Origin of the sequence: Nocardioides sp. YR527 (assembly GCF_900101045.1) — a bacterium.
GTDB lineage: Bacteria > Actinomycetota > Actinomycetes > Propionibacteriales > Nocardioidaceae > Nocardioides.
On sequence record NZ_FNFN01000001.1, the window covers coordinates 140,625 to 163,040 of the forward strand.

25 protein-coding genes are annotated in these 22,416 nt (G+C 69.2%); 14 read left to right on the forward strand and 11 right to left on the reverse strand.

Annotation, left to right across the window (positions count from 1 at the left end):
* Window positions 1–5 precede the first annotated feature (5 nt).
* From BLT25_RS00640 to BLT25_RS00650, 3 genes are read left to right on the forward strand one after another with little or no spacing between them, the layout of a single operon-like run.
* The gene (locus BLT25_RS00640; RefSeq protein WP_091040953.1) at window positions 6–773 is read left to right on the forward strand and encodes a nucleotidyltransferase family protein; all 768 of its coding nucleotides are present in this window, start codon (window positions 6–8) and stop codon (window positions 771–773) included.
* A 10-nt stretch (window positions 774–783) separates the two neighbouring features.
* Window positions 784–1,077 carry a hypothetical protein gene (locus BLT25_RS00645; RefSeq protein WP_091040955.1) on the forward strand — a complete coding sequence of 98 codons (294 nt, stop codon included), beginning with the start codon at window positions 784–786 and terminating at the stop codon, window positions 1,075–1,077.
* Window positions 1,074–1,388, forward strand: a complete 315-nt coding sequence (locus tag BLT25_RS00650) for an MmcQ/YjbR family DNA-binding protein (protein ID WP_091040957.1) — start codon at window positions 1,074–1,076, stop codon at window positions 1,386–1,388. The genes BLT25_RS00645 and BLT25_RS00650 overlap by 4 nt, the downstream gene beginning before the upstream one ends.
* Here the strand turns inward: BLT25_RS00650 and BLT25_RS00655 are convergent.
* The 3 genes from BLT25_RS00655 to BLT25_RS00665 form a co-directional block, all read right to left on the reverse strand.
* Entirely contained in the window at window positions 1,358–2,101 is a 744-nt protein-coding gene (locus BLT25_RS00655; RefSeq protein WP_091040959.1) for a class I SAM-dependent DNA methyltransferase, read from the reverse strand. The two genes, BLT25_RS00650 and BLT25_RS00655, sit on opposite strands and share 31 nt — an antisense overlap.
* Window positions 2,102–2,162: 61 nt before the next feature.
* Window positions 2,163–2,855 carry a response regulator gene (locus BLT25_RS00660; RefSeq protein WP_091040961.1) on the reverse strand — a complete coding sequence of 231 codons (693 nt, stop codon included), beginning with the start codon at window positions 2,853–2,855 and terminating at the stop codon, window positions 2,163–2,165.
* Window positions 2,852–4,456, reverse strand: coding sequence for a sensor histidine kinase (locus BLT25_RS00665; protein WP_256328385.1), 1,605 nt, complete (start codon window positions 4,454–4,456; stop codon window positions 2,852–2,854). Before BLT25_RS00665 ends, BLT25_RS00660 begins: the two co-directional genes overlap by 4 nt.
* Before the next feature lie 142 nt (window positions 4,457–4,598).
* Between BLT25_RS00665 and BLT25_RS00670 the strand changes: the two genes are divergently transcribed.
* Window positions 4,599–5,948, forward strand: coding sequence for a cation:dicarboxylate symporter family transporter (locus BLT25_RS00670; protein ID WP_091040965.1), 1,350 nt, complete (start codon window positions 4,599–4,601; stop codon window positions 5,946–5,948).
* Between the two features lie 73 nt (window positions 5,949–6,021).
* Here the strand turns inward: BLT25_RS00670 and BLT25_RS00675 are convergent, their stop codons facing one another.
* A complete protein-coding gene (locus BLT25_RS00675) occupies window positions 6,022–6,294 on the reverse strand; it encodes a hypothetical protein (protein ID WP_091040967.1) in 273 nt (90 codons plus the stop codon).
* 332 nt (window positions 6,295–6,626) lie between these two features.
* Between BLT25_RS00675 and BLT25_RS00680 the strand changes: the two genes are divergently transcribed.
* From BLT25_RS00680 to BLT25_RS00705, 6 genes are all read left to right on the forward strand, one after another.
* Complete coding sequence (locus BLT25_RS00680; RefSeq protein ID WP_176883507.1) at window positions 6,627–7,928, forward strand: ABC transporter substrate-binding protein; 1,302 nt, start codon at window positions 6,627–6,629, stop codon at window positions 7,926–7,928.
* Window positions 7,925–8,920, forward strand: coding sequence for a carbohydrate ABC transporter permease (locus tag BLT25_RS00685; RefSeq protein ID WP_091040971.1), 996 nt, complete (start codon window positions 7,925–7,927; stop codon window positions 8,918–8,920). Before BLT25_RS00680 ends, BLT25_RS00685 begins: the two co-directional genes overlap by 4 nt.
* Window positions 8,920–9,759 (forward strand): carbohydrate ABC transporter permease, encoded by an 840-nt coding sequence (locus BLT25_RS00690; RefSeq protein ID WP_091040972.1) that lies wholly within the window; start codon window positions 8,920–8,922, stop codon window positions 9,757–9,759. The genes BLT25_RS00685 and BLT25_RS00690 overlap by 1 nt, the downstream gene beginning before the upstream one ends.
* A 191-nt stretch (window positions 9,760–9,950) precedes the next feature.
* On the forward strand, window positions 9,951–11,045 hold the full coding sequence (locus BLT25_RS00695; protein WP_091040974.1) for a potassium channel family protein: 1,095 nt from the start codon (window positions 9,951–9,953) through the stop codon (window positions 11,043–11,045).
* A 201-nt stretch (window positions 11,046–11,246) separates the two neighbouring features.
* Entirely contained in the window at window positions 11,247–11,531 is a 285-nt protein-coding gene (locus tag BLT25_RS00700) for a DUF3263 domain-containing protein (RefSeq protein ID WP_091040975.1), read from the forward strand.
* Window positions 11,532–11,858: 327 nt separating this feature from the next.
* Complete coding sequence (locus tag BLT25_RS00705; RefSeq protein WP_256328386.1) at window positions 11,859–14,192, forward strand: M4 family metallopeptidase; 2,334 nt, start codon at window positions 11,859–11,861, stop codon at window positions 14,190–14,192.
* 60 nt (window positions 14,193–14,252) lie between these two features.
* Here BLT25_RS00705 and map read toward each other — a convergent pair whose 3' ends face one another.
* From map to BLT25_RS00720, 3 genes are read right to left on the reverse strand one after another with little or no spacing between them, the layout of a single operon-like run.
* Entirely contained in the window at window positions 14,253–15,020 is a 768-nt protein-coding gene (gene map, locus BLT25_RS00710; RefSeq protein WP_091040977.1) for a type I methionyl aminopeptidase, read from the reverse strand.
* 37 nt (window positions 15,021–15,057) lie between these two features.
* The gene (locus BLT25_RS00715; protein ID WP_218131202.1) at window positions 15,058–16,320 is read right to left on the reverse strand and encodes an RNA polymerase sigma factor; all 1,263 of its coding nucleotides are present in this window, start codon (window positions 16,318–16,320) and stop codon (window positions 15,058–15,060) included.
* Window positions 16,317–16,760, reverse strand: coding sequence for a YciI family protein (locus BLT25_RS00720; protein ID WP_176883509.1), 444 nt, complete (start codon window positions 16,758–16,760; stop codon window positions 16,317–16,319). The genes BLT25_RS00715 and BLT25_RS00720 overlap by 4 nt, the downstream gene beginning before the upstream one ends.
* A 114-nt stretch (window positions 16,761–16,874) precedes the next feature.
* On the opposite strand from BLT25_RS00720, the gene BLT25_RS00725 reads away from it, so the two are divergent.
* On the forward strand, window positions 16,875–17,663 hold the full coding sequence (locus BLT25_RS00725) for a GNAT family N-acetyltransferase (RefSeq protein ID WP_091040981.1): 789 nt from the start codon (window positions 16,875–16,877) through the stop codon (window positions 17,661–17,663).
* Here BLT25_RS00725 and BLT25_RS00730 read toward each other — a convergent pair.
* The 3 genes from BLT25_RS00730 to BLT25_RS00740 are packed head-to-tail and all read right to left on the reverse strand — an operon-like array spanning window position 17,649 to window position 19,992.
* Window positions 17,649–18,359, reverse strand: coding sequence for a transporter substrate-binding domain-containing protein (locus BLT25_RS00730; RefSeq protein WP_091040983.1), 711 nt, complete (start codon window positions 18,357–18,359; stop codon window positions 17,649–17,651). The genes BLT25_RS00725 and BLT25_RS00730 overlap by 15 nt on opposite strands.
* Window positions 18,352–19,302 carry a D-2-hydroxyacid dehydrogenase family protein gene (locus BLT25_RS00735; RefSeq protein WP_091040984.1) on the reverse strand — a complete coding sequence of 317 codons (951 nt, stop codon included), beginning with the start codon at window positions 19,300–19,302 and terminating at the stop codon, window positions 18,352–18,354. The genes BLT25_RS00730 and BLT25_RS00735 overlap by 8 nt, the downstream gene beginning before the upstream one ends.
* Before the next feature lie 21 nt (window positions 19,303–19,323).
* A complete protein-coding gene (locus BLT25_RS00740; protein WP_091040986.1) occupies window positions 19,324–19,992 on the reverse strand; it encodes a hypothetical protein in 669 nt (222 codons plus the stop codon).
* A gap of 120 nt (window positions 19,993–20,112) precedes the next feature.
* On the opposite strand from BLT25_RS00740, the gene BLT25_RS00745 reads away from it, so the two are divergent.
* The gene (locus BLT25_RS00745) at window positions 20,113–20,745 is read left to right on the forward strand and encodes a ClpP family protease (RefSeq protein WP_091040987.1); all 633 of its coding nucleotides are present in this window, start codon (window positions 20,113–20,115) and stop codon (window positions 20,743–20,745) included.
* A complete protein-coding gene (locus tag BLT25_RS00750) occupies window positions 20,742–21,347 on the forward strand; it encodes a ClpP family protease (protein WP_091040989.1) in 606 nt (201 codons plus the stop codon). The genes BLT25_RS00745 and BLT25_RS00750 overlap by 4 nt, the downstream gene beginning before the upstream one ends.
* A 3-nt stretch (window positions 21,348–21,350) precedes the next feature.
* Here the strand turns inward: BLT25_RS00750 and BLT25_RS00755 are convergent, their stop codons facing one another.
* Window positions 21,351–21,671: a helix-turn-helix domain-containing protein gene (locus BLT25_RS00755; RefSeq protein ID WP_091040990.1), complete on the reverse strand. Its 321-nt coding sequence runs from the start codon at window positions 21,669–21,671 to the stop codon at window positions 21,351–21,353.
* A gap of 263 nt (window positions 21,672–21,934) precedes the next feature.
* Between BLT25_RS00755 and BLT25_RS00760 the strand changes: the two genes are divergently transcribed.
* Window positions 21,935–22,402 (forward strand): hypothetical protein, encoded by a 468-nt coding sequence (locus BLT25_RS00760; RefSeq protein ID WP_091040992.1) that lies wholly within the window; start codon window positions 21,935–21,937, stop codon window positions 22,400–22,402.
* Window positions 22,403–22,416: the final 14 nt, after the last annotated feature.

Below are 22,416 nucleotides of genomic sequence, written 5' to 3' on the forward strand. Positions count from 1 at the left end.
GCCTCATGGCCGATCCGCGCGAGGGCGTGACCACTGACGGTCTGATCGTCACGGGAGCACGTCGGGACCGAGTGCCGTCCGCATTCGAGCCGGTCCTTGCGTACGTCCTCGGGCGGGTCCCGCCGGAGGTGGCGGTCCACGTCTACGGTTCGGTCGCCAACGGCACGGCCACGGTGCCCACCTCCGACGTCGACCTGCTGACGATCGGGCTCCCGGCGGCCGACGCCGCCGGGCTCGGCGCCGAGGCGTCGGCGGCTTTCGCTGAGGTCTGTCGCGGCGTGGAGATCGCGGCGGCATCCTCGGACGACTATCTCGGCGAGGGCGATGAGGCGTACGGCAACCGGGTCTTCCTGCGCCACTACTGCGCGCATCTGGCAGGCCCCGATCCGGGCGCCGGCCTGCCCGGATTCCCGGCGGATGCCCGCGCCGCCCGCGGATTCAACGGCGACATCGAGCGGTCCCTGCGCAGGTGGCGCGCAGCCCTCGGCCGCGACGACCCCAGCGACCTGTCCCGCCGGATCGCGCGCAAGTCCCTCCTCGCCCTGGCCGGTCTGGTCAGCGTCCACGACGGCACCTGGACCACCGACCGTTCCGCCGCCGCCCGCTGGAGCGAGATCGAACCGGCGCTGGCGCCCCAGCTGGCCAGGCTCCGAACGCTGTGCGGCAGCGGCGGCGGTTCCGCCGACGAGACCGAGGCGCTCCTTGCCTCCGGTGGCGTGATCGAGTCCATCGCCACCCGCTTCGCCGCCGAGATCGGGTTGTGGCAGGCCTAGACTCGGCCCGGTGACGAGTGATGAGGTCGAGGTCAGCGCCCTGGCGATCAATGTCGCCGTTCCCGAAGCCCTTCAGTGGACGGACACCCGCCGCGACGTGGTCTTCCGGCTCAGCACCCTCAACGTACGCCTCCTGCCCGACGGGCGTCTCGCGGCCAAGGCCTACGGCCGTCCGGTCGAGGGCGGCCGCAGCGCCTACACCTCGTTCCCGGTCCCGGACCGCCCCGAGCTGACCGCACTGATCAGCGAAGCCGCGCAGGTGGCTGCGGAGCGGTGGCGGGCGGCGTACGCTCCACAAGCATGACCCCGGACGAGGTCGACGCCTTCGTGTCCACCCTGGACGGCTGCCGCCACAAACCACGCGGCTGGTACGTCAACGACCGCCTGGTGGCCCGGCTCGTCGACGCGAGGACCCTGCTCGTCCGGGTTCCGATCGAACGCCGCGAGGACCTGATCGAACGCTGGCCGGACGCGTTCGGCATCCCGCCCAGGATGGAGGCGCACCACAAGATCGAGGCCTACCTCGAACGTGCCGCCCCCGAAGCCGTCCGCGAGGCGATCCGGCGCGCCTGGGAGTTCCAGCGCTACTCCGGCTTGCGCCAGACCGACACGTGACTCGTGGACTCGCTGGTGAACGCGGAGCGGTCCCAGCCGGCGTACCTCGACTCCGGCGTCATCACCGCCAGCCGCGCCATCAGGTCCAGCTCGGAGGGCCACACGAACCGGAAGTTGTGCGCCCCGTACCGGAAGCGGCCGTCGGCGTCGCGGGTGTAGTGGTGCGAGGTCGCCTGCTGGGTGACCAGGTCGTAGGTGTCGAACCCGAGGTGAGCTGCGGAGACGTCGAACGGGATCGCGGGGCTGCCCGGCGGAAGCCGCCGCAGACCCGGCACGCCGACCTCGACCAGGAAGCGTCCGCCCGGCGCCAGATGACGAGCGGCGTTGGCGAAGCAGGCGACCTGCTCCTCCTGCGTACGCAGGTTCCCGATCGTGTTGAAGACCAGGTAGACCAACGAGTACGTCCCCACCCCGGGTGCCTCGGCAGCGGCCATGTCACCGACCACGACCGGGATCGTCGCCTCGTCCACCTTGCGGCGCAGCACGTCGACCATCGGCTGGGACAGCTCGATGCCCGTAACCGGCACACCCAGCTCCCGCAGCGGTACGCCGATCCGGCCCGTCCCGATGGCGAGCTCGAGCGCGGGGCCGTCGCCGGCGAGCTCGGCGAGGAGCCGGGCCACCGGCCCGGTCACCTCGGCCGAGTTGACCCAGTCGTCGGGGTCGTCGTAGCGCTCGGCGTCGTCGCGGGTCCACAGGTCGCTGCTGGTCATGGGCATCGACTCTGCCCGGCGAGACACCCCGGGCGCGAACGATTTAGGGCTCTCGGCCGGATCAGAGCCAGGAGTAGCCGACCTCGGGTCGGCCGCCGCTGGGACCGTAACGGACCCCGCGCGCGGCCAGGCCCTTGTCGGCGAGGTGCTCGAGGTAGCGCCGCGCGGTCACCCGCGACGAGCCGACGACGGCGGCGACCTCGCTCGCCGAGAGGTCACCGGAGGCCTCGCGCAGCGCGGCCGTCACGGCGCGCAGGGTCTCCGCGCTCATGCCCTTGGGCAGCGGTGTGCTCCCGGTGGGCCGCAGCGACCCCAGGAGCTGGTCGACCTCGTCCTGGACGACCTCCTCGGGGGCAGCGTCGAGCCGGGCACGATAGTCGGCGTACTGCTCGAGCTTGTCCCGGAACGTCGCGAACGTGAACGGCTTGAGCAGATAGAGCACGACCCCCTGCACGACTGCCTGCCGCACCACCTTGGTGTCCCGCGCCGCCGTCACCGCGATCACGTCGCACAGGTGCCCGGCAGCACGCAGCCTGCTGAGCAGCCCGAGCCCGTGCCCGTCGGGCAGGTTCATGTCGAGCAGGATCAGGTCCACCGGAGTGCCCGCGTCGCGGGCCGCGTCGAGCGCGCGGACCGCCTCGCGCGCCGACCGCGCGATCCCGGCCAGGGCGAAGCCCGAGACCCTCCCGACGTACGCCGCATGGGCCTCGGCCGCGAGCGCCTCGTCCTCGACCACCAGCACCTTGACACTCATGCGGCCACCTCCGTAGCGAGGGTGACGGTGAACTCGGCCCCACCGAGGTGCGAGCGGCCGATGACGACCTCGCCACCATGACGTCGGGCGATCTGGCCGACCAGCGCGAGACCCAGGCCCCGGCCCGTGCCGGGCTCGGCCTTCGTGGTCCAGCCGCGGTCGAGGACGCGCGCCGAGTCTGCCTCGTCCAGCCCCGGACCGCTGTCGCCGACGCGCACCGTGAGGGTGTCGTCGTCACCGGTGAGGTGGACCTCGACCTGGCGGGACTCGAAGCCGGAGACGGCGTCGAAGGCGTTGTCGACGAGGTTGCCCAGCACCGTCACCAGGTCGCGGGGCGGGATGCCCGTGCCGGGCGGCACCTCGCCGACGATGCGGAACTCGACGCCCTGCTCGGCCGCCTCGGCCGACTTGCCGAGCAGGAGCGCGGCCACGACGGGATCCTCGACCGCACCGACGACCCGGTCGGTGAGGAGCTGGGCGACCTGGAGCTCCTCGGTGGCGAACTCGACCGCATCCTGCTCCCTGCCCATCTCGATCAGGGACACCACCGTGTGGAGCCGGTTGGCCGCCTCGTGGTTCTGCGACCGGAGCGACTCGGTGAGGCGGCGTACGACCTCGAGCTCGCCGGTCACCGAGCGCAGCTCGGTGTGGTCGCGCAGCGTCACCACGGCGCCGACCTCGCGGCCGTCCCACAGCGCCGGTGCCGAGGAGACGACGAGGATCCGCTCGCCGGCGAGGTAGAGGTCGTCGGACTCGGCGGTGCGGCCGCGGGCGGCGGCGACCAGTCCCGGGGCCAGGCCGAGGTCCTCGATCCGGGTGCCGATGACGTCGCCCGGGAGCGCCAGCAGGCGCCGCGCCTCGTCGTTGACCAGCTGAACGCGCCCCTCTCCGTCGAGCAGGAGCAGACCCTCGCGGACCGAGTGGAGGACGGCGGAGTAGTACTCGTACATCCGGGCCAGCTCCCGCTCGCCCATGCCGTGGGTCAGCCGGTGCAGGCGCCGGCTCAGCAGCCAGGCACCGGTCAGCCCGACGGCCAGCACGAGCGCGCCGCACAGCAGCACGATCGTGACGTCGCGCCGCAGACCGCGGTTGATGTCGCTGACCGTGATGCCGACGGATACGAGCGCGACGACCTCGTCGCCGGCCTCGACCGGAACCACCGACCGCACCGACGGTCCGAGCGTGCCGGTGTACTGCTGGGTGAAGACCTCACCGTCGGGCGCGCCACCGAGGTCGCCGACGAACTTCCCGCCGATCTGGCGCGGATCGGTGTGGGTGTAGCGGGTGCGGTCCAGGTCCATCACCACGACGAAGTCGGTGTCGGTGTCGCGGCGTACCTGCTCGGTCCAGGGCTGGAGGGTCGCCGTCGGGTCATCGCCCCGCAGCGCCGTACGGACCGTGGGGGAGTCGGCGACGGTCTGGGCGACGGCCACCGCACGCTGGGTGGCGCGGCTGTAGGAGTCGCGCTGGGCGTCGTAGGAGGCCATCAGGATGCCGGTGACGACGAGCAGCAGCACCGTGCCGAACTGGAGGAGCAGAACCTGCTGGGCCACCGGCCGATCGCGGAGAACGCGGGGGCGGAACGGGTGGACACGGGACACGACCTCATTCTGGACCACCTCCGTCGCGCGGTTGTGATCGTGGCCACGAACACAACGAACACAACAGTGACGGTCGTCACGTTCTCCCGGAGAGTTGCCCGAGTTGCCCCGGAGGGCAGGACACACCGGACCAGGAGGAACGATGAGCACGACCCCCACAGAGACAAGACCCAAGAAGGACCGAACACACTATCTCTACATCGCGGTGATCGCCGCGGTGGTCCTCGGCATCCTGGTCGGGCTGATCGCCCCGTCGTTCGCGGTGGAGCTGAAGCCGATCGGCACGGCGTTCGTGAACCTGATCAAGATGATGATCCAGCCGATCATCTTCTGCACCCTGGTCATCGGCGTCGGCTCGGTCGCCAGCGCGGCCAAGGTCGGCAAGGTCGGTGGCCTGGCGCTGATCTACTTCATCGTGATGTCCACGGTCGCCCTGACGATCGGCATGATCGTCGGCAACATCATCGACCCGGGCACCGGTCTCCAGCTGAGCTCGGACGCGTCCGGAGCAGGCCAGGAGGCGGCCTCGGAGGGGCACGCGAGCACGACCGACTTCCTCCTCAGCATCATCCCGACCTCGCTCTTCTCGGCGCTGACCTCCGGCGTGGTGCTGCAGACCCTGCTGGTCGCGCTGCTGGTCGGCTTCGCGCTGCAGCGGATGGGGGAGTCGGGCAAGCCGATCCTCAACGCGATCACCGCGATCCAGAACCTGATCTTCCGGGTGCTCGCGATGATCATGTGGGCAGCCCCGGTCGGCGCCTTCGGTGCCATCGCCGGTGTGGTGGGCGAGACCGGTATCGACGCCCTCAAGAGCCTCGCCGTCATCATGATCGCCTTCTACGTCACCTGCGCGATCTTCGTCTTCGGCATCCTGGGTGCGCTCCTCAAGCTGGCCACCGGCGTGAACATCTTCAAGCTGCTCAAGTACCTGGCCCGCGAGTTCCTGCTCATCCTCTCCACCAGCTCGTCCGAGTCGGCCCTCCCGCGCCTGATCGCGAAGATGGAGCACGCCGGTGTCGAGAAGGCGACGGTCGGTGTCGTGGTCCCCACGGGCTACTCGTTCAACCTGGACGGCACCGCGATCTACCTGACGATGGCCTCGATCTTCATCGCCGACGCGATGGGTGACCCGCTGAGCATCGGCGAGCAGATCGGCCTGCTGCTGTTCATGATGATCGCCTCCAAGGGTGCCGCCGGCGTCACCGGTGCGGGCCTGGCGACCCTGGCCGGCGGGCTGCAGTCCCACCGCCCGGAGATGGTCGACGGGGTCGGGCTCATCGTGGGCATCGACCGGTTCATGTCCGAGGCCCGCGCGCTGACCAACTTCGCCGGCAATTCGGTCGCCACCGTCCTGGTCGGCCACTGGACCAGGACCATCGACCACGGCCGGCTCGACCGTGTCCTGGACGGTCAGGACCCCTTCGACGAGACGACCATGGTCGACGACCACGCGGCTCCGCCCGCAGCGGAGACCGACAAGGCGCGCGTCTAGACCCCACGACAGCAGGCCGTACGCCGCGCGGGCACGCGCGACGTACGGCCTGCCGTCGTCGGGGCACGACCTGTCATCGGTTGCGGTAGAGGATGCGCGCCAGCTCGAACGGCGCGACGCGCCACGATCCGATCGGCTCGTCGTCGAGCCCGATGCGGCCGAGCGCGGCGATGATCCAGGAGGACGCGAAGCAGCCGACGCCGGCGATGGCCCAGATCCCGACCGTACGCCAGGCCAGGCCGCCGCCGAAGGCCCGGAAGATGCCGATGACGGCAGCGATCACGGCGATCGCCGCGATCAGCCAGAAGAGGATCGAGCAGATGACAGCGGCCAACCGGCCGGCCACGGCGAGCGGGTCGCGAGGAGGCTGGTGAGGGGGCCCTTGACCGGGGCCTTGATGGGGAGGGTGCGGATAGTTCATTTGGGCGCTGATTCTGGCCTAACTCCGCTGCCGGAGTCACACCGGGCTGGCGGGTCTTCCTGGCACCGGAGTGCGTGAGCGGTATCCTCCTGCGCGTTCTCGGGTAAGTGTTCGACAATTTGCCCGGGACATCGATGGACCGTAGCGACTAATGTTACGGAGATCACATAACGAGGCGATGCCTCGTGGACCCGACGCGGCCTGCGTGGCACGACTCCGTGGATCAAACGACGATGGAGGGTGCAATTCAGATGCACGTGCGAAAGTGGCAAATCGGAGCAGTGGTCGCAGGTCTGCTCGCCGTGACCGGGTGCGGCGTCCCCGGTGGCGGAGGCAGCAACGATGCCGGCGACACCGAAGAGGGCGACGGCAGCATCCAGATCCTCGGCGCGATCCCCGAGGGCGAGGCAGTGGGGCTCAACGCGGCCCTCGACACGTTCACCGAGGAGACCGGGATCGAGGTGACCTACACCCCCTCGGCGGACTTCACCACCGAGATCCGCACCAAGGTCAACGGAAACGACGCGCCCGACATCGCGTTCTTCCCGCAGCCCGGTCTGGTCGGCGACCTGACCGAGTCGGGTGACACGCTCCCGCTCGACGACCTCATCGACGTCGGCTCGCTCGACGACACCATGATCCCCGGCCTGATGGACTCGGTCGAGATCGACGACAAGACCTACGGCGTCCCGATCCGCGTCTCGATGAAGTCGCTGGTCTGGACCCCGAAGAACTTCGAGCAGGCCGGCTACAAGACGCCCACGACCTGGGACGAGCTGCGGGGCCTCGAGGACCAGATGATCGCCAAGGGCCAGACCCCGTGGTGCCTCGGCGCCGAGGCCGGTGCCGACACCGGCTGGGTCTACACCGACTGGGTCGAGGAGATCGTCCTGCGCCAGGAAGGCCCGGAGTTCTACGACGACTGGGTCTCCCACGAGGTCCCCTTCAACGACCCGAAGATCGTCGAGGCGATCGAGACCATGGGCGACATCATCAACAAGCCGAAGAACGTCCGCGGCGGGGCCGACGGCACCCTGAGCGAGCCCTTCGGCGACTCCCCGCTCCCGCTCTTCGACGCGAAGCCGGGCTGCCAGATGCACCGCCAGGCCAACTTCATCACCACCTTCTTCCCGAAGGACGTCCAGCAGGACCTGGCCGGCAACGTCGGCGTCTTCGCGCTCCCGGGCAACATGGAGGGCGGCTTCGAGGGCAACCCGGTGCTCGGCGGTGGTGACATGGCGACCGCCTTCACCAACGACACCGACGTGGTGGAGCTGATGGAGTTCTTCGCGTCTCCCGACTTCGGTGCCGAATGGGCCGCGGCCGGTGGCTGGCTCTCGCCGAGCACGGAGTTCGACAACTCCCAGTACGCCGACCCGATGTTCGGTGAGATCGCGACCCTGCTGCAGGACGCCGACACCTTCCGCTTCGACGGTTCGGACCTGATGCCCGCGCAGGTCGGCGCCGGCACGTTCTGGAGCGAGATGAACGCCTATGTCGGAGGTGAGAAGAGCGCTCAGGAGGCTGCCGACGCGATCGAGGAGAGCTGGCGAGGATGAGCGATGACCCATATCTGAAGATCCTCAACGGCCTGATCGCGATCGTCCTCGGGGTCGGTGGCACCGCTGCTCTCTTCTGGGTGCTCAACTTCCTCTCGGGCCTGCTGCCGGGCAAGTGGGAGAGGCGGGTCAAGCCGTACGTCTTCATCGGCCCGGCCATCGTGGTGGTCGCCGTCTTCCTGGTCTACCCGGCCCTGATGACGGTGATCTACAGCTTCGCCGATGACAACAGCATCAACTGGGTCGGGTTCGACAACTACACGGCGCTCTTCCGGGACGACGAGTTCATCGGCACGTTGGTCAACAACCTGCTCTGGATCCTCATCGTCCCGGCCGCCAGCGTCATCGTCGGCCTGCTCGTGGCGGTGCTGGCCGACCAGCTCAAGGCGTTCCCGGAGCGGGTCGCGAAGTCGGTCATCTTCATGCCGATGGCGATCAGCTTCGTCGGGGCGAGCACGATCTGGGGTTTCGTCTACGCGACCAGGTTCGCGCAGGGCGACAAGCAGATCGGGCTCCTCTCGGCGATCTCGACCAGTCTCGGGTTCGAGCCGGTCGCCTGGCTGCGGATCTCCGACTACAACCTCAACGACCTGCTCCTGATCGTCATCATGATCTGGTTGCAGGCGGGGTTCGCGATGGTGCTGCTCTCCTCGGCGATCAAGGGCGTGCCCGAGGACACCGTGGAGGCTGCGCGCATCGACGGGGCCAGCGAGATCCAGATCTTCTTCAAGGTCGTCGTACCGCAGATCTGGCCGACGGTGATCGTGGTCTTCGTGACCATCCTCATCTTGGTGATGAAGGTCTTCGACATCGTCTACGTGATGACCGGTGGCCGCTCCGGCACCTCGGTGCTGGCCAACACCTTCGTCCTCGAGCTCTTCGAGTTCGGTGACGCCGGTCGCGCGGCGGCGGTGGTCGTGGTCCTGATGATCGCGGTGATCCCGGTGATGGTCTACCAGATGCGCCAGTTCAAGAAGCAGGAGGCCCGCTGATGAGGAGCTTCACCCTCGGCAGCGTCGCTGTCCGTGTGGGCATCTTCCTGCTCTGCGTCCTCTGGTTCATCCCGACGCTGGGTCTGCTGATCTCGTCGTTCCGCGACGAGGCCGACGTGAAGTCGTCGGGCTGGTGGACGGTCATCACCGACCCGTTCTCCCAGTGGACCTTCGACAGCTACAGGCAGGTCCTCGAGAGCGGGATGGCCAACGCATTCGTGAACTCGATCGTCGTCTCCGTCCCCGCGACGGTGCTGCCGATCATGATCGCCGCGTTCGCTGCGTACGCGTTCACGTTCATGCGGTTCCCGGGACGCAACGTGCTGTTCATGCTGATCGTCGGGTTGCTGGTGGTCCCGCTGCAGGTGGCGTTCGTGCCGCTGCTCAACCTGTTCGGGAGCTACGACCTCAACGGCACCTTCCTCGCGGTGTGGCTGGCCCACACCGCGTTCGGGATGCCGTTGGCGGTCTTCATCCTGCGCAGCTACATGGCGACCCTGCCGCAGGAGATCATCGAGTCGGCCGAGATCGACGGGGCCTCCCACTTCCAGACCTTCTGGAGGCTGATCGTGCCGATGTCGGTGCCGGCGCTGGCGGCGTTCGCGATCTTCCAGTTCCTCTGGGTCTGGAACGACCTCCTGGTCGCGCTCATCTTCCTCGGGGCGGGAGACAACGAGGTCGTCACGATCACGCTGCGCGACCTGATCGGCGACCGTGGCCAGGAGTGGCACCTGCTCACAGCTGGTGCGTTCATCACGATGACGGTGCCGCTGCTGGTGTTCTTCTCGTTGCAGCGCTACTTCGTCCGTGGACTCACGGCCGGATCCGTGAAGGGCTGAGGACCGGTTCGCACACGGCGGGCGCCATCGTCCCTTCGGGGGCATGGCGCCCGTCTCGCGTCCAGGGCCCTCTGCTGCGCGGCACGATGACCACGTCGTGACCGGCGAGCGCGGGCATCTGGCTGGTGACACGGTGATGTCGGAGGCACTCATGCAACAGACGAAGGAGCGCGGCGGATAGGGTCACTGATGTGTCCGAGACATCTGCATTCGCCCCGAAGTGGGCCGGTGTCGAGCAGGTCGCTCTTCCTGAGACGGTGCGGTCTCCGTGGTGGCAGCTCGGGCGGCGGCTGCTGGCCGCGCTCGCGATCCTGGTCGGGACGGTCCTGCTGGTCTATCTCGACCGCGATGCGTACGCCGACAACAACGATCCCACCGGCCAGATCAGCCTGATCGACGCGATCTACTACACGACGGTGACGCTGAGCACGACCGGCTACGGCGACATCGCCCCGGTCGAGGCGCATGCGCGGATGATCAACGCGTTCATCATCACGCCGGCCCGCATCGCGTTCCTGGTGCTGTTGATCGGCACCACCCTCGAGGTCCTCACCAAGCAGGGCCGTGACCTCATCCGAGTCGCTCGCTGGAGGAAGAAGATGTCCCAGCACATCGTTGTCGTCGGTTACGGCACGAAGGGCCGCAGTGCCGTGGAGACGCTGCTGACCAGCGGAGCGGATCCGGAGGAGTTCGTCGTGGTCGACCCGGACCCGGTGGCGCGCTCGGATGCCCACTCCGACGGGATCGCGGTGGTCACCGGCGACGCCACCCGGCGCGAGGTGCTGATGCGGGCGGGCGTCAAGGACGCCGAGCAGGTCATCATCACCACCAACCGTGACGACTCCAACGTGCTCACGATCCTGACGGTGCGGCAGATCAACCCCGAGGCATGGATCGTCGCCGCCGCGCGAGAGCGCGAGAACGCGCCGTTGATGAAGCAGTCCGGAGCCGACTCGGTGATCACCTCCGCCGACGCGGTCGGCCGGCTGATGGGTCTGTCCACCATCTCGCCGACCCTGGGGTCGGTCATGGAGGACCTGCTCAACTCCGGCACCGGCCTCGAGGTCGCCGAGCGCGACCTGCTGGTCAACGAGGTCGGCAAGCAGCCGCAGCAGCTGGCCGACCAGGTGATCGCGGTCGTACGCGACGAGAAGGTCTTCCGCTACTTCGACCCGGTCGTCGGCACCCTGTCGCGGGGGGACCGGCTGGTCGTCGTACGGGCCGCGAAGGAGCTGCCCTGGGCGCCGCGTCCGGGGACGCACGGCGAGGACACCGCGGAGGTGTAGCACCCGCCGAAATAGAAGTCAGCCGCTGGCGTCTCGGGTCACCAGCGGCTGACATGGAAGAGATTAGCCGACCGGCCGGCGACCTTCAAAGAGTTGATCTGCACTTTTATGAAGATGGCCCAGATGGGCTATGCCGGGTAGTTCGAGACGGTGGCGCGTGGCGGTTTCGGAGGCGCCCGTCGCGCCTGGGATGATGTACGCATGACCGAGGCGCCCCACAGCCCCGGGTCTGCCGACGGGCAGCCGGGCCTTTCCGAGAACGAGAAGCGACTGCTCGACTTCGAGCGTTCCTGGTGGTCGGCCGGAACCGGCCGCGACGACGCGGTCCGCGAGCAGCTGGGGATGAGTGCCGCCGAGTACCACCGAGCCGTCAACGATCTGATCGACAAGCCCGAGGCGCTCGCCTACGACGGCGTCCTGGTGCGCCGGCTGCGACGGCAGCGCGACGCGCGGCGTACGCAGCGCTCGCAGAACCCGCGCTCATAGCCCTCTCGGGTGGTCCGAGTAGCCCGGTCGGATCATTTGCAGTCTTCTGCATTGCAGGTGCTTGCACGTGTTCGGCTTCGTCGGCTAACGTTCTTCTTGTCAGCCGCTGGTGACCCGAGACGCCAGCGGCTGACTTCTGTTTTGCCGCGCGAACTGACGCATTCGTGATGTACCCGTGGGTATTCATATGTTGTCGTAAATACGGCTCGCTGCACTGCAAGGTTATGAAGCACTAACCTGATTGACCGTCTCCGCGCCCGATCGCCACTGTCCATGAGTCAGTATCGGCTGCTCCGCTTCGGCGGGGCCGGCTCAAGGAGAGTCTGCGTGAACAACAGACGCGTAGCGCAGGGCCTGACCATGGCCCTCATCTCGGCAGTGGCCGCCATCAGCATGCCCACAGGCGTGCAGGCGGCCACCGACCCCAAGCCCGGCAAGGGCACCGTGGCATCCCAGGAGACCGACGACGGCCGCGCGGTCGTCGCCGGCAAGGAGGCCAGGACCAAGGCGGAGAAGTCGGCTGCGGCCTTCGTCGCCGCCGACCCTGTGGCGCTGAAGCTCGGCGCCAAGGACGAGGCCGTCCGGCTGAGGACGTACCAGTCCTCCGGGCTGCAGTACGTCTCCTACGACCGCACCCACCAGGGCCTGCGCGTCGTCGGCGGTGACTTCGTCGTCGCTGCTGATGGCGAGGGCAACCTGCTGGGCACCTCGGTCGCCCAGGACGCCCCGGTCAAGGTGGCCACCACGACACCCGCGATCACCGAGGCCAAGGCGGAGAAGGTCGCCAAGGGCAAGGTGACCAAGCCGGCCGTGGAGTCCAGCGAGCTGGTCGTCCTCCAGGGCGAGGCCGGCTCGGACCTGGCGTACGAGACGATCGTGACCGGCACGCGTGCCGGCGAGCCCTCACGTCTCTCGGTCTTCGTCGACGCCGCCACGGGCAAGGTGCTCTCCACCAGGGAGCACGTCGTGGCGGGCACGGGCAACTCGGGCTACTCCGGGAGCGTGTCGATCTCGACGCAGCTCTCCGGCTCGACGTATTCGATGACGGACCCGTCCGCGACGACGCTGAAGTGTCAGAACGCGACGGGCAACGTGACCTACACCGGCACCGACGACGCCTGGGGCAACGGAGACCCGACCAACCGGGAGACCGGCTGCGTCGACGCGTTCTACGCCGCCCAGCAGGAGAAGGGCATGCTGACCTCGTGGCTGGGTCGCTCGGGCATGGACGGCTCCGGCGGCTGGCTCCCGGTCCGGGTCGGTCTGAACGACGTGAACGCCTACTACGACGGCACCCAGGTGCAGATCGGCCACTCGCAGTCCGGCTCGCGCTGGATCGGCTCGCTCGACGTCGTCGCCCACGAGTTCGGCCACGGCATCGACGACCACACCCCGGGTGGGATCTCGGGTGGTAACACCCAGGAGTTCGTCGCGGACACCTTCGGTGCGGCGACCGAGTGGTACGACAACCAGAGCGCCAACGACACCCCCGACTACACCGTCGGTGAGGAGGTCGACCTGGTCGGCGCCGGACCGATCCGCAACATGTACAACCCGTCCCTGGTCGGCGACGACAACTGCTACTCGTCCTCGACGCCGGGCGACGAGGTCCACGCCGCGGCCGGACCGGGCAACCACTGGTTCTACCTGCTCGCCGAGGGGTCCAACCCGACCAACGGCCAGCCGACCTCGCCGACCTGCAACTCCTCGTCCGTGACCGGCGTGGGGATCCAGAAGGCGATGAACATCATGTACAACGCGATGCTGATCAAGACCTCCTCGTCGTCGTACCTGAAGTACCGCACCTGGACGCTCACCGCGGCCAAGAACCTGTACGGCACCACGACCTGCACCGAGTTCAACGCGGTCAAGGCTGCCTGGAACGCGGTCTCGGTCCCGGCCCAGACCGGTGACCCGACCTGCACCCCCGGCGGCTCCAGCCCCGTCACGGTGGCCTCGCCGGGCTCCAAGACCGGCACCGTCGGCACCGCGATCTCGTCCTTCGCGGTCGCGGCCTCCGGTGGCACCTCGCCCTACACCTACACGGCCACTGGGCTCCCGGCCGGCATCTCGATCTCGTCCTCGGGCACCGTCTCGGGTACGCCGACCACGGCCGGCACCTTCACGCCGACCGTCACCGCGACGGACTCGGCCGGTGTGACCGGTTCGGTGCAGTTCACCTTCACCGTCTCCGGCACCGGCGGCGGCACCTGCTCCGGCCAGAAGCTGACCAACCCGGGCTTCGAGTCCGGCGCGACCGGCTGGACCGCCTCCTCGGGCGTGATCGACAGCTCGACCAGCGCGCCCGCGCACGCCGGGTCGTACAAGGCCTGGCTGAACGGCTACGGGTCGACCCACACCGACACGCTCTCGCAGTCGGTCACCATCCCGTCGGGGTGTGCGGCGACGCTCACCTTCTGGCTCTACGTCGACTCCGATGAGACGACCACGACCACGGCGTACGACAAGCTGACGGTCAAGGCCGGGTCCACCACCCTGGCCACCTACTCGAACCTCAACAAGGGTTCGGGCTACGTCCAGAAGTCGCTCAGCCTCAGCGGCCAGGCGGGTTCGACGGTGACCCTCACCTTCACCGGTACGGAGGACTCCTCCCTCGGGACGAGCTTCCTGATCGATGACACGGCAGTGAACCTGTCGTAGGTGGAACAGCGCGGCGCCCCCGTTCCCTTCGCGGGAACGGGGGCGCCGTCGTTGCGTACGTCAGTCGCGGGCGGTCAAGATGAGCGGGCCGTCCTCGGTGATCGCGACGGTGTGCTCCATGTGGGCGCCGCGCGAGCCGTCGACGCTGCGCAGCGTCCAGCCGTCCGGGTCGGTGAAGATCTCGTCGGTGGTGTGCAGGAACCACGGCTCGATCGCGATGACGAGGCCGGGCTGCAGCTTGAAGCCGCGGCCGGGGCGGCCGTCGTTGGCGATGTGCGGGTCGCCGTGCATGGTGCGGCCGACGCCGTGGCCGCCGAACTGGGTGTTGATCTTGAGGCCCTTCGCGCGGGCGACGCCGGCGATCGCGTGGGAGATGTCGCCGACCTTGTTGCCGACACGTGCGGCGTCGATGCCCGCGGCGAGCGCCTGGGTGGTGGTCTCGATCAGGTCGAGGTCCTCCTGGCGGGGCGTACCGACGACGACGGAGAGGGCCGAGTCGGAGACCCAGCCGTCGACGCTGGCGGCGAAGTCGACGCTGAGCAGGTCGCCGTCGGCCAGCTTGTAGTCGAAGGGCAGGCCGTGCAGCACACCGTCGTTGACCGAGGTGCAGAGCACCTTCCCGAACGGCATCGCACCGAAGCTCGGGTGGTAGTCGATGTAGCAGGACTCCGCGCCGCGGTCCTTGATCATCTTGTGCGCCAGCTCGTCGAGCTCGAGCAGGTTCACACCCACGGCGGCGTGCTCGCGGAGTGCGGTCAGGACATCGGCCACGAATCGGCCGGCGGGCTTCATCTGCTCGATCTGGGTCGGGGTGCGCAGTTCGATCACAGGCACAGCGTATCCTGAGAACGGTTCTCACTTGAATTCAGCAGCGAGCATCGCGCAGCGCGGCCGCCTTCGAGGTCAGGAAACGGCGCTCGGCGAGGTTGGTCGCCCGCACCGAGGCGAGATCGTACGCATCGGCAGCACCGTCCAGGTCGCCGGCGAGCTCCAGCAGATGAGCGCGCACCGCAGGCACCCGTGGATGGTCGGCGAAGCCGTCGGCCCCGTTCGTCGCACAGTCGCGCAGGAGCTCGTCGAGCAGTGCGAGGGCGGGGCCCGGGCCGTCGGCGTACCCGACCGCGACGGCCTTGTTGAGCGTCACGATCGGCCCGGGAGCGACCTTCTCCAGCAACCCGTAGAGCGCGGTGATCTGCAGCCAGTCGGTCTCCTCCGCGGTGGGCGCGCGATTGTGGAGCGCGGCGATGGCGGCCTGGATCTGGTAGGTCCCCGGCCGACCGGTGCCGATGACGGCGTCGACCAGCGCGACCCCCTCGCGAGTGGCCTCGTCGCGCCACAGGCTCCGGTCCTGGTCGGCCAGCGGCACCACCGCCCCGTGCGCGTCGATCCGGGCGGGGCGGCGAGCATCCAGCAGCAGCATCAGCGCGAGCAGGCCGCCGAGCTCGCCGTGGCCGGTCCCCGTCATCCGGGCGAGCGCGGTGCGGGCGAGGCGGGTCAGCCGGATCGCCTCGGCACACAGGTCGACGCGCTGCAGGTCGTCGCCCTCGGTCGCGACGTACCCCTCGTTGAAGAGCAGGTAGAGGACCTTGAGCATCGCCGGGATCCGCGCGGCCAGGTCGGCGGCGCCGTCGATCCCGAGCGAGCGGCCCTTGATCGTCGCCTTCGCCCGGGAGATCCGCTGCGCCATCGTCTTCTCCGGGACGAGGTAGGCACTCGCGATCTCCCGGGTGGTGAGCCCGCCGACTGCCCGCAGGGTCAGCGCCACCGCCGAGGCCGGGGTGAGGCTGGGATGGCAGCAGAGCAGGAGTACGTCGAGGGAGTCGTCGACCACTGAGGTCTCCCGCCCCTCGGGCTCGGCGAGGTGGTCGGCGTGCTCGCGGTCGCGACGACGCGACTCGCTGCGCTTGGCGTCGACGAGGCGGCGCATCGCGGTCGTGATCAGCCAGCCGCGAGGCTGCTCCGGAACACCTCGTTCCGGCCAGGTGCGTACGGCCTCGACCAGAGCCTCCTGGACCGCGTCCTCGGCGGCGTAGAAGTCGCCGCTGCGGCGGGTGACGACGGCGACGACCTGCGGCGTGAGGTCACGCAGGAGGTCATCGGGCAGGTCGTACGCCGTCGCCTCGGTCACTCGATGCTCGCCTCGCCGAAGGCGATGGTGTCGTCGACCGAGGAGCCGTCGGTGCCGTGGTACATCCGGCGCACCTGGATCGGCTGCTGGATCGCCAGCCCGCCCGGGCCGGGCGCGGCGGAGTAGAGCCCGGCGATCTCCAAGGCGCGCTCCTCGGTCTCGGCGTCGATCATCATGTAGCCGGCGACCCACTCCTTGAACTCCTGGAACGGTCCGTCGGTGACGGTCTTGTCGGTGCCGTCGGAGGTCACCACGAACGCCTGGTCCGGCGGCGTCAGCGCCTCGACGTGCACGAGCTCGCCGGACTCGGTCAGGGCCTTGTTGAGCGCCTCGTAGTAGCTCATGTGGCCCTGCACCTCCTCCGGCTTCCACCCGGCCATCCCGCCGGGAGTCTCGTCGGTGCCGCCTTGGTAGTCGAGGATCATCAGGTAGCGAGGCATGTCCTCACCCTTCCACTTCGGGCGCTCTTTGTAAGCGCCATTCACGAGGGGAACGGAGCCCGCGCCCGGATATCTACATGCTTCGGCCCACGACTTCGGCGTAGGTTTCTGGCCGTGCTGAAAGCCTATGACGAGCAGTTGCGAACCGATGCCGAGACCTCCGGGGCGGTGTCGGTGACCCGGCACGGGCCGCTTCGCCTCGCGACATTCGACGGCGGACGAGGATTCATCTCCTACCAGGACCTCGGTGGGGCCGGCGAGGCCGGGATCGAGGAGCTGGTCGCGGCGGCGGTGGCGCACTTCGACGCCGACCCTGGGATCACGGAGGTCGAGTGGAAGACCCGCGGCCACGACCACGCCCCTGGCCTGCATGACGCGCTGCTTCGACACGGCTTCGCGCCCGACGAGCCGGAGTCGATCATGGTCGGCGAGGCCCGGCTGCTGGCCGTCGACGTCCCGCTGCCCGACGGGGTCGCTCTGCGCACCATCACCAGCGTGCAGGACGTACGCGCCGCCAGCATCATGCAGGACGCGGTCTTCGGCTCACCGGCCTCGGAGGCTCGGGTCGAGAGCCAGCTGCGTGGGATCGCGGCGGGGGAGAGCGAGATGTGGGTCGCGGAGGCGGACGGCGAGGTCCTCAGCGCCGGCCGGATCGACATGGTGCCGGGAACGGAGTTCGCCGGCATCTGGGGCGGAGCGACGCTGGAGAAGTGGCGCGGCCGCGGCATCTACCGCGCTCTGACCGCCGCTCGCGCCCGCACCGCCATCGACCGGGGCAAGCGCTACATCCACAGCGACTCCACCGAGTTCTCCCGGCCGATCCTCGAGCGCTCGGGGCTGGTGAAGGTCGGCACCACGACGCCCTACGTCCGGCGCAGGTCTCGGGGATCAGGGAGCGACTGACGCGTCCTGTCCCGAGCTGGCCAGCGACTCGGCGATCTGGCCGCCGGACTTCAGGTCCTCGACCAGCTCCCACAGGAAGCTCACGGTGGCAGGTCGGTGATCCCGCGCGACGGCCACGGCCTGGCGGATCTGCATGAATCGTGGCTCGACGAGCCGCAGACCGGGATCGGCGGCGACGTGCCGGGCGAGGGGCTGCCGGATCCCGGCAGCGACGTCGAGCCCGAGCTCGCGGAAGGCGTCGATCCCGTCGACGCCGCGTACGACCTCGGCGTTCTCCAGCGTGCGGGTCAGGAAGAGGTCGTAGGCCGAGCCCTCCTTGACGCCGACCCGCACGCCGCGTCGGTCGACGTCGTCCGCGGTCCGGATCGGGGAGTCGGTGGCGACGGCGTAGACGCCCTCGATGAGGACGTACGGCGCGGTGAACTCGACCTCGGCGGCCCGGGCGGGCTCGACCGCGAGGAAGGCGACGTCGGCGGCCCCTGTCCGCAGCGCCTCGAAGGACTTGCGGGCGGCGTCGAAGCACTGGAAGGAGACCGGTACGCCGAGCCGGCTCGCCAGCTCCCGGGCGATGTCCACGGTGACGCCGCTCGGTGCCTCGGGGGTGCCTTGGGCGAGGACCGGGTTGCCGAGGTTGATGGAGGCGCGCAGGGTTCCGGTCGGTGCCAGATCGGCGGCGAGGTGGATCGGGTCAGGCATCGGGGTCCTTCGGCAGGAGAGTGCGGATCGGGTCGCCGGCCAGCCAGGCGGCGATGTCCTCGACGGCGCCGCCGTAGAAGCGGCGGTAGTTGTCCTCGGTGACGTAACCGAGGTGCGGCGTCGCGACCAGGTTCGGAAGGTGGCGCAGCACGTCGTCGGCGGGCAGCGGCTCGACGTCGAAGACGTCCAGGCCCGCTCCGGCGATGGTGCCGGAGCCGAGGTGGGCGACCAGCGCCTGGGTGTCGACCAGCCCGGCTCGCGAGGTGTTGACCAGGTGTGCGGTCGGCTTCATCGAGGCCAGGTCGGCGTGACCGACGATGTGGCGCGTGGTCTCCGAGAGGACGAGATGGAGCGAGACGATGTCGCTGGTCTCGAAGAGCGTGTGCTTCTCGACCGCGCGCACCCCGAGAGGCTCGGCACGCTCCGCGGTGAGGTGCGGGCTCCAGGCGATCACGTCCATCCCGAACGCCTGGCCGACGGCCGCGACCCGGGCGCCGATCTTGCCGAGCCCGAGCAGGCCGAGCGTCCGTCCGTGCAGGTCGCTCCCGACGCTCTGCTGCCAGGCGTGGCCGGTCGCCTCGGTCACGATGTGGCGGGTCAGCGCGTGGATCAGCGCCCAGGTCAGCTCGACCGGCGGGTGCGGGCTGGACGGGGTGCCGCACACGGTGACCCCCAGCCGGGCTGCCGCGGCGAGGTCGATCGACGCGTTGCGCATCCCGGTCGTGACCAGCAGTTTCAGCTTCGGCAGTCGCTCCAGGAGGGTGGCCGGAAAGGGCGTACGCTCCCGCATCGCCACCACGATCTCCGCGCCCCGGAGCGCCCGGACGAGGGCGTCCGGCGGGAGATGCTCGGTCAGAGAGGTGACCCGGAGGCCGTCGAGAGAGTCCCATGCGGCGTACGTCCTCGCCACGTCCTGGTAGTCGTCGAGAATCACGCAGCGCACGAGCAGAGCGTACGAGGTCGGTCAGTAGCGGTTCAGAAGGTGATCGGGCACGAGGTCGAGGAAGGCGGTCAGGTCGGCCAGCCGTGGTTCGACGTCATCCGGCCGTGCGGGCCCGTCGACGACCATGACCAGCCACGTCCCGTCGAACTGGTAGCGGGCCGTGTTGCGGAGGAGATGATCGCGCATCTCGTCGTGGAGGACGGCCCTGGAGAACGACGTGCGGGTCGTCTCCACGGCGTACGCGCGCTCGAAGCTGTCGCTGCGGCGCTTCGGCTGCAGGTGCAGCCACGGGTGGAGGTGATCGAGGTCGAACGCGACCACATGGACGGACTCGGTGCGGTAGCGGTAGAGCCCCTGGACCAGGCGTTCCCTCTCGAATGACCTGTGCTCGTAGGAGAGGAACGCCAGGCCGGCATAGGTGCCGGTGACCACGTTGACCGCCTTCGGCTCGGGGACAGCGGAGCTCGCGGGCATCGGCATCATCTGGAATCTCGTCGGCAGGCTCTCGTCATGGCTCGCGTACGTCCAGCCGTGGCTCGCACACAGTGCGACGTACGCGGTGTCGGGGCCTGAGTCCCGGGTGAGCCGGCGCATCCTGGCTCCCGTCACAGTCGCGACCACGGCGGCGTAGCTGGCGTACGCGAGCAGTCCTGCGGCCAAGACGTGGACGACCTCGACATCGGCGAGCACGGGTGAGAGTGTGCCGCAGCCTCGGCTGTTGTGGGGCTCGACCGGGTGATCTGCTCAGGGCAGATCTGCTCCCGGCAGAATCGCTGGATCGCGGCTTACGCCTGAGTCAGGCTCGACAGCATGACCCAGACACCAGTGGCGGCCGGGCCGCTCGACGAGCAGCTCACGGCACGACTGCAGAACCAGAGGATCATCGTGCTCGGCCAGGAGGTGGACGACGCGATCGCCAACCGGATCTGCGCGCAGTTGCTCCTGCTCAGCGCCGAGGATCCGCACCGCGACATCTCCCTCTACATCAACTCGCCAGGCGGCTCGGTGACGGCCGGGATGGCGATCTACGACGTGATGCACCTGATCCCCAACGACGTCTCCACGCTGGGGATGGGGATGGCGGCCAGCATGGGGCAGTTCCTGCTCACCGCGGGCACGTCGGGCAAGCGCTACGTGCTGCCGCACACCGAGGTGCTGCTGCACAAGGGGTCCGCCGGGATCGGCGGCTCCGCGGCCGACATCGAGGTGCAGGCCGCGCGGCTGGCGCGGATGACCGAGCAGATGCTGCGGATCACCGCCGCCCACACCGGCCAGAGCGTCGAGCAGATCGACCAGGACTCGCTGCGCGACCGGTGGTTCACCGCCGAGGAGGCGCGCGAGTACGGGTTCGTGGACGAGGTGCTCAACGACGTGCAGTCGGTGACGCCGGTGCAGCAGCGCAGCGTCGCCTTCGGTCTCTCCACGGCCGGGGGTGCCCGATGAGCTCCTACACCATTCCCTCGGTGGTCGAGAAGACCCCGCGTGGCGAGCGCGCGCTCGATGTCTACAGTCGTCTGCTCTCGGACCGGATCGTCTATCTCGGTACGCCGATCGACGACGGTGTCGCCAACGTGGTGATCGCGCAGCTCATCCACCTCGAGTCGGACGCGCCGGACACCCAGATCGAGCTCTATCTCAACTCTCCCGGTGGCGACCCGACCGCGATGTTCGGCATCTACGACACGATGCAGTTCCTGCGCTCGCCCGTCGCGACCACCTGCGTGGGCCAGGCGGCCGGTTCCGCCGCGGTGCTGCTGGCCGCGGGGGAACCGGGGCGGCGTACGGTCCTCCCGCACGCGCGGGTCGTGCTGCAGCAGCCGGGCCAGGACGGTCAGCGGGGCGATGTCACCGACCTGCAGGTAGCGGCGAAGGAGATCGGCCGGGTGCGAGCCGAGATGGACACGCTGCTGGCGCGCCACACCGGGCGGAGTGTCGAGGAGATCCACGCCGACACCGAGCGCGACCACGTCCTCGGAGCCGAGGAGGCGGTGGCGTACGGGCTGGCGGACGCCGTCCTGGAGAGCCGCAAGCTCACCTCGGTCTGAGGCTCAGGCGGCGAGAGCCAGCGGGCCGGATGGGCGGGCGCCCGCGCGCAGCGTGCGGGTGACCCGCTCGGTGAGGTCGACGAGGCCGAGGCCCAGCGCACCACCGACCGCCTCGAGCACCTCGGAGCTGGGCTCCTTGCGTCCGCGCTCGATCTCGGAGAGATATTGCGTCGAGACACCGGCATCGCCGGCGACATCGGCGAGCGTGCGCTCCTGGCGGGACCGCTCCTCGCGGATCACCTGGCCGGCGGCCTCACGCCACAGCGGCGCCGGCTTGTCGTGGTCCGGCAGCGGATGGCCGGGAAACCTGATCACTTCGCCCATGCCACCACACTAGCGCCCCACCTGAGGCCCGGACGGACCGTTCGCGCCGGGCGAACAGACCTCTTACCAGGGGTTATATCGGTCGAACGATAGATGACAAGGACTTGCCAGCGAGGCCCGACACCCCGATAGTGGTCGCACAGTTTCGATCTTTGTAGGTCTACTGTGCACGACCAGAGAACTTGTCGAGTCGTTGGTATCACGGGGGAATCGTGTTGCATCGCAAGCAGATCGCCTTGGCTGGAATGGCAACGGGACTGGCCATGACGAGCATCGGGATTGGTGGCCTGATCGTCGGCAACGCCGGAGCGGAAGAGCCAGGACACAGCTACGCCACGGACGAGACCGGGGTCAGCCTGATCTCGCCGGTCTCGCCGGTGGCACCGCTGGAGAAGTCGTCCTCGACGCCGTCGCAGGCAGGGCCGTCCAGCCCGATGGGTCCGCAGAGCAAGGACCCCGAGGTCGCCGAGCCGGTCCCGGCGAGCCCGCGGTCGGTCGAGGAGTCGGCCGACGGGTCGATGTCCCCGGTCCCGGCGCGTCCCACTCAGGTGCCGTCGGAGCCGAGGCCCTCGGGCAGGCCGACCGAGTCGCCGAGCGAGCCCAGCCAGTCGCCGAGCGAGAGCCCCAGCGACCCCAGCGAGTCGCCGAGCGACCCCAGCGAGTCGCCGAGCGACCCGACCGAGTCGCCGAGCGAGCCCAGTGAGTCGCCGAGCGAGAGCCCGACCGACTGACCTCGGCTCCCGAG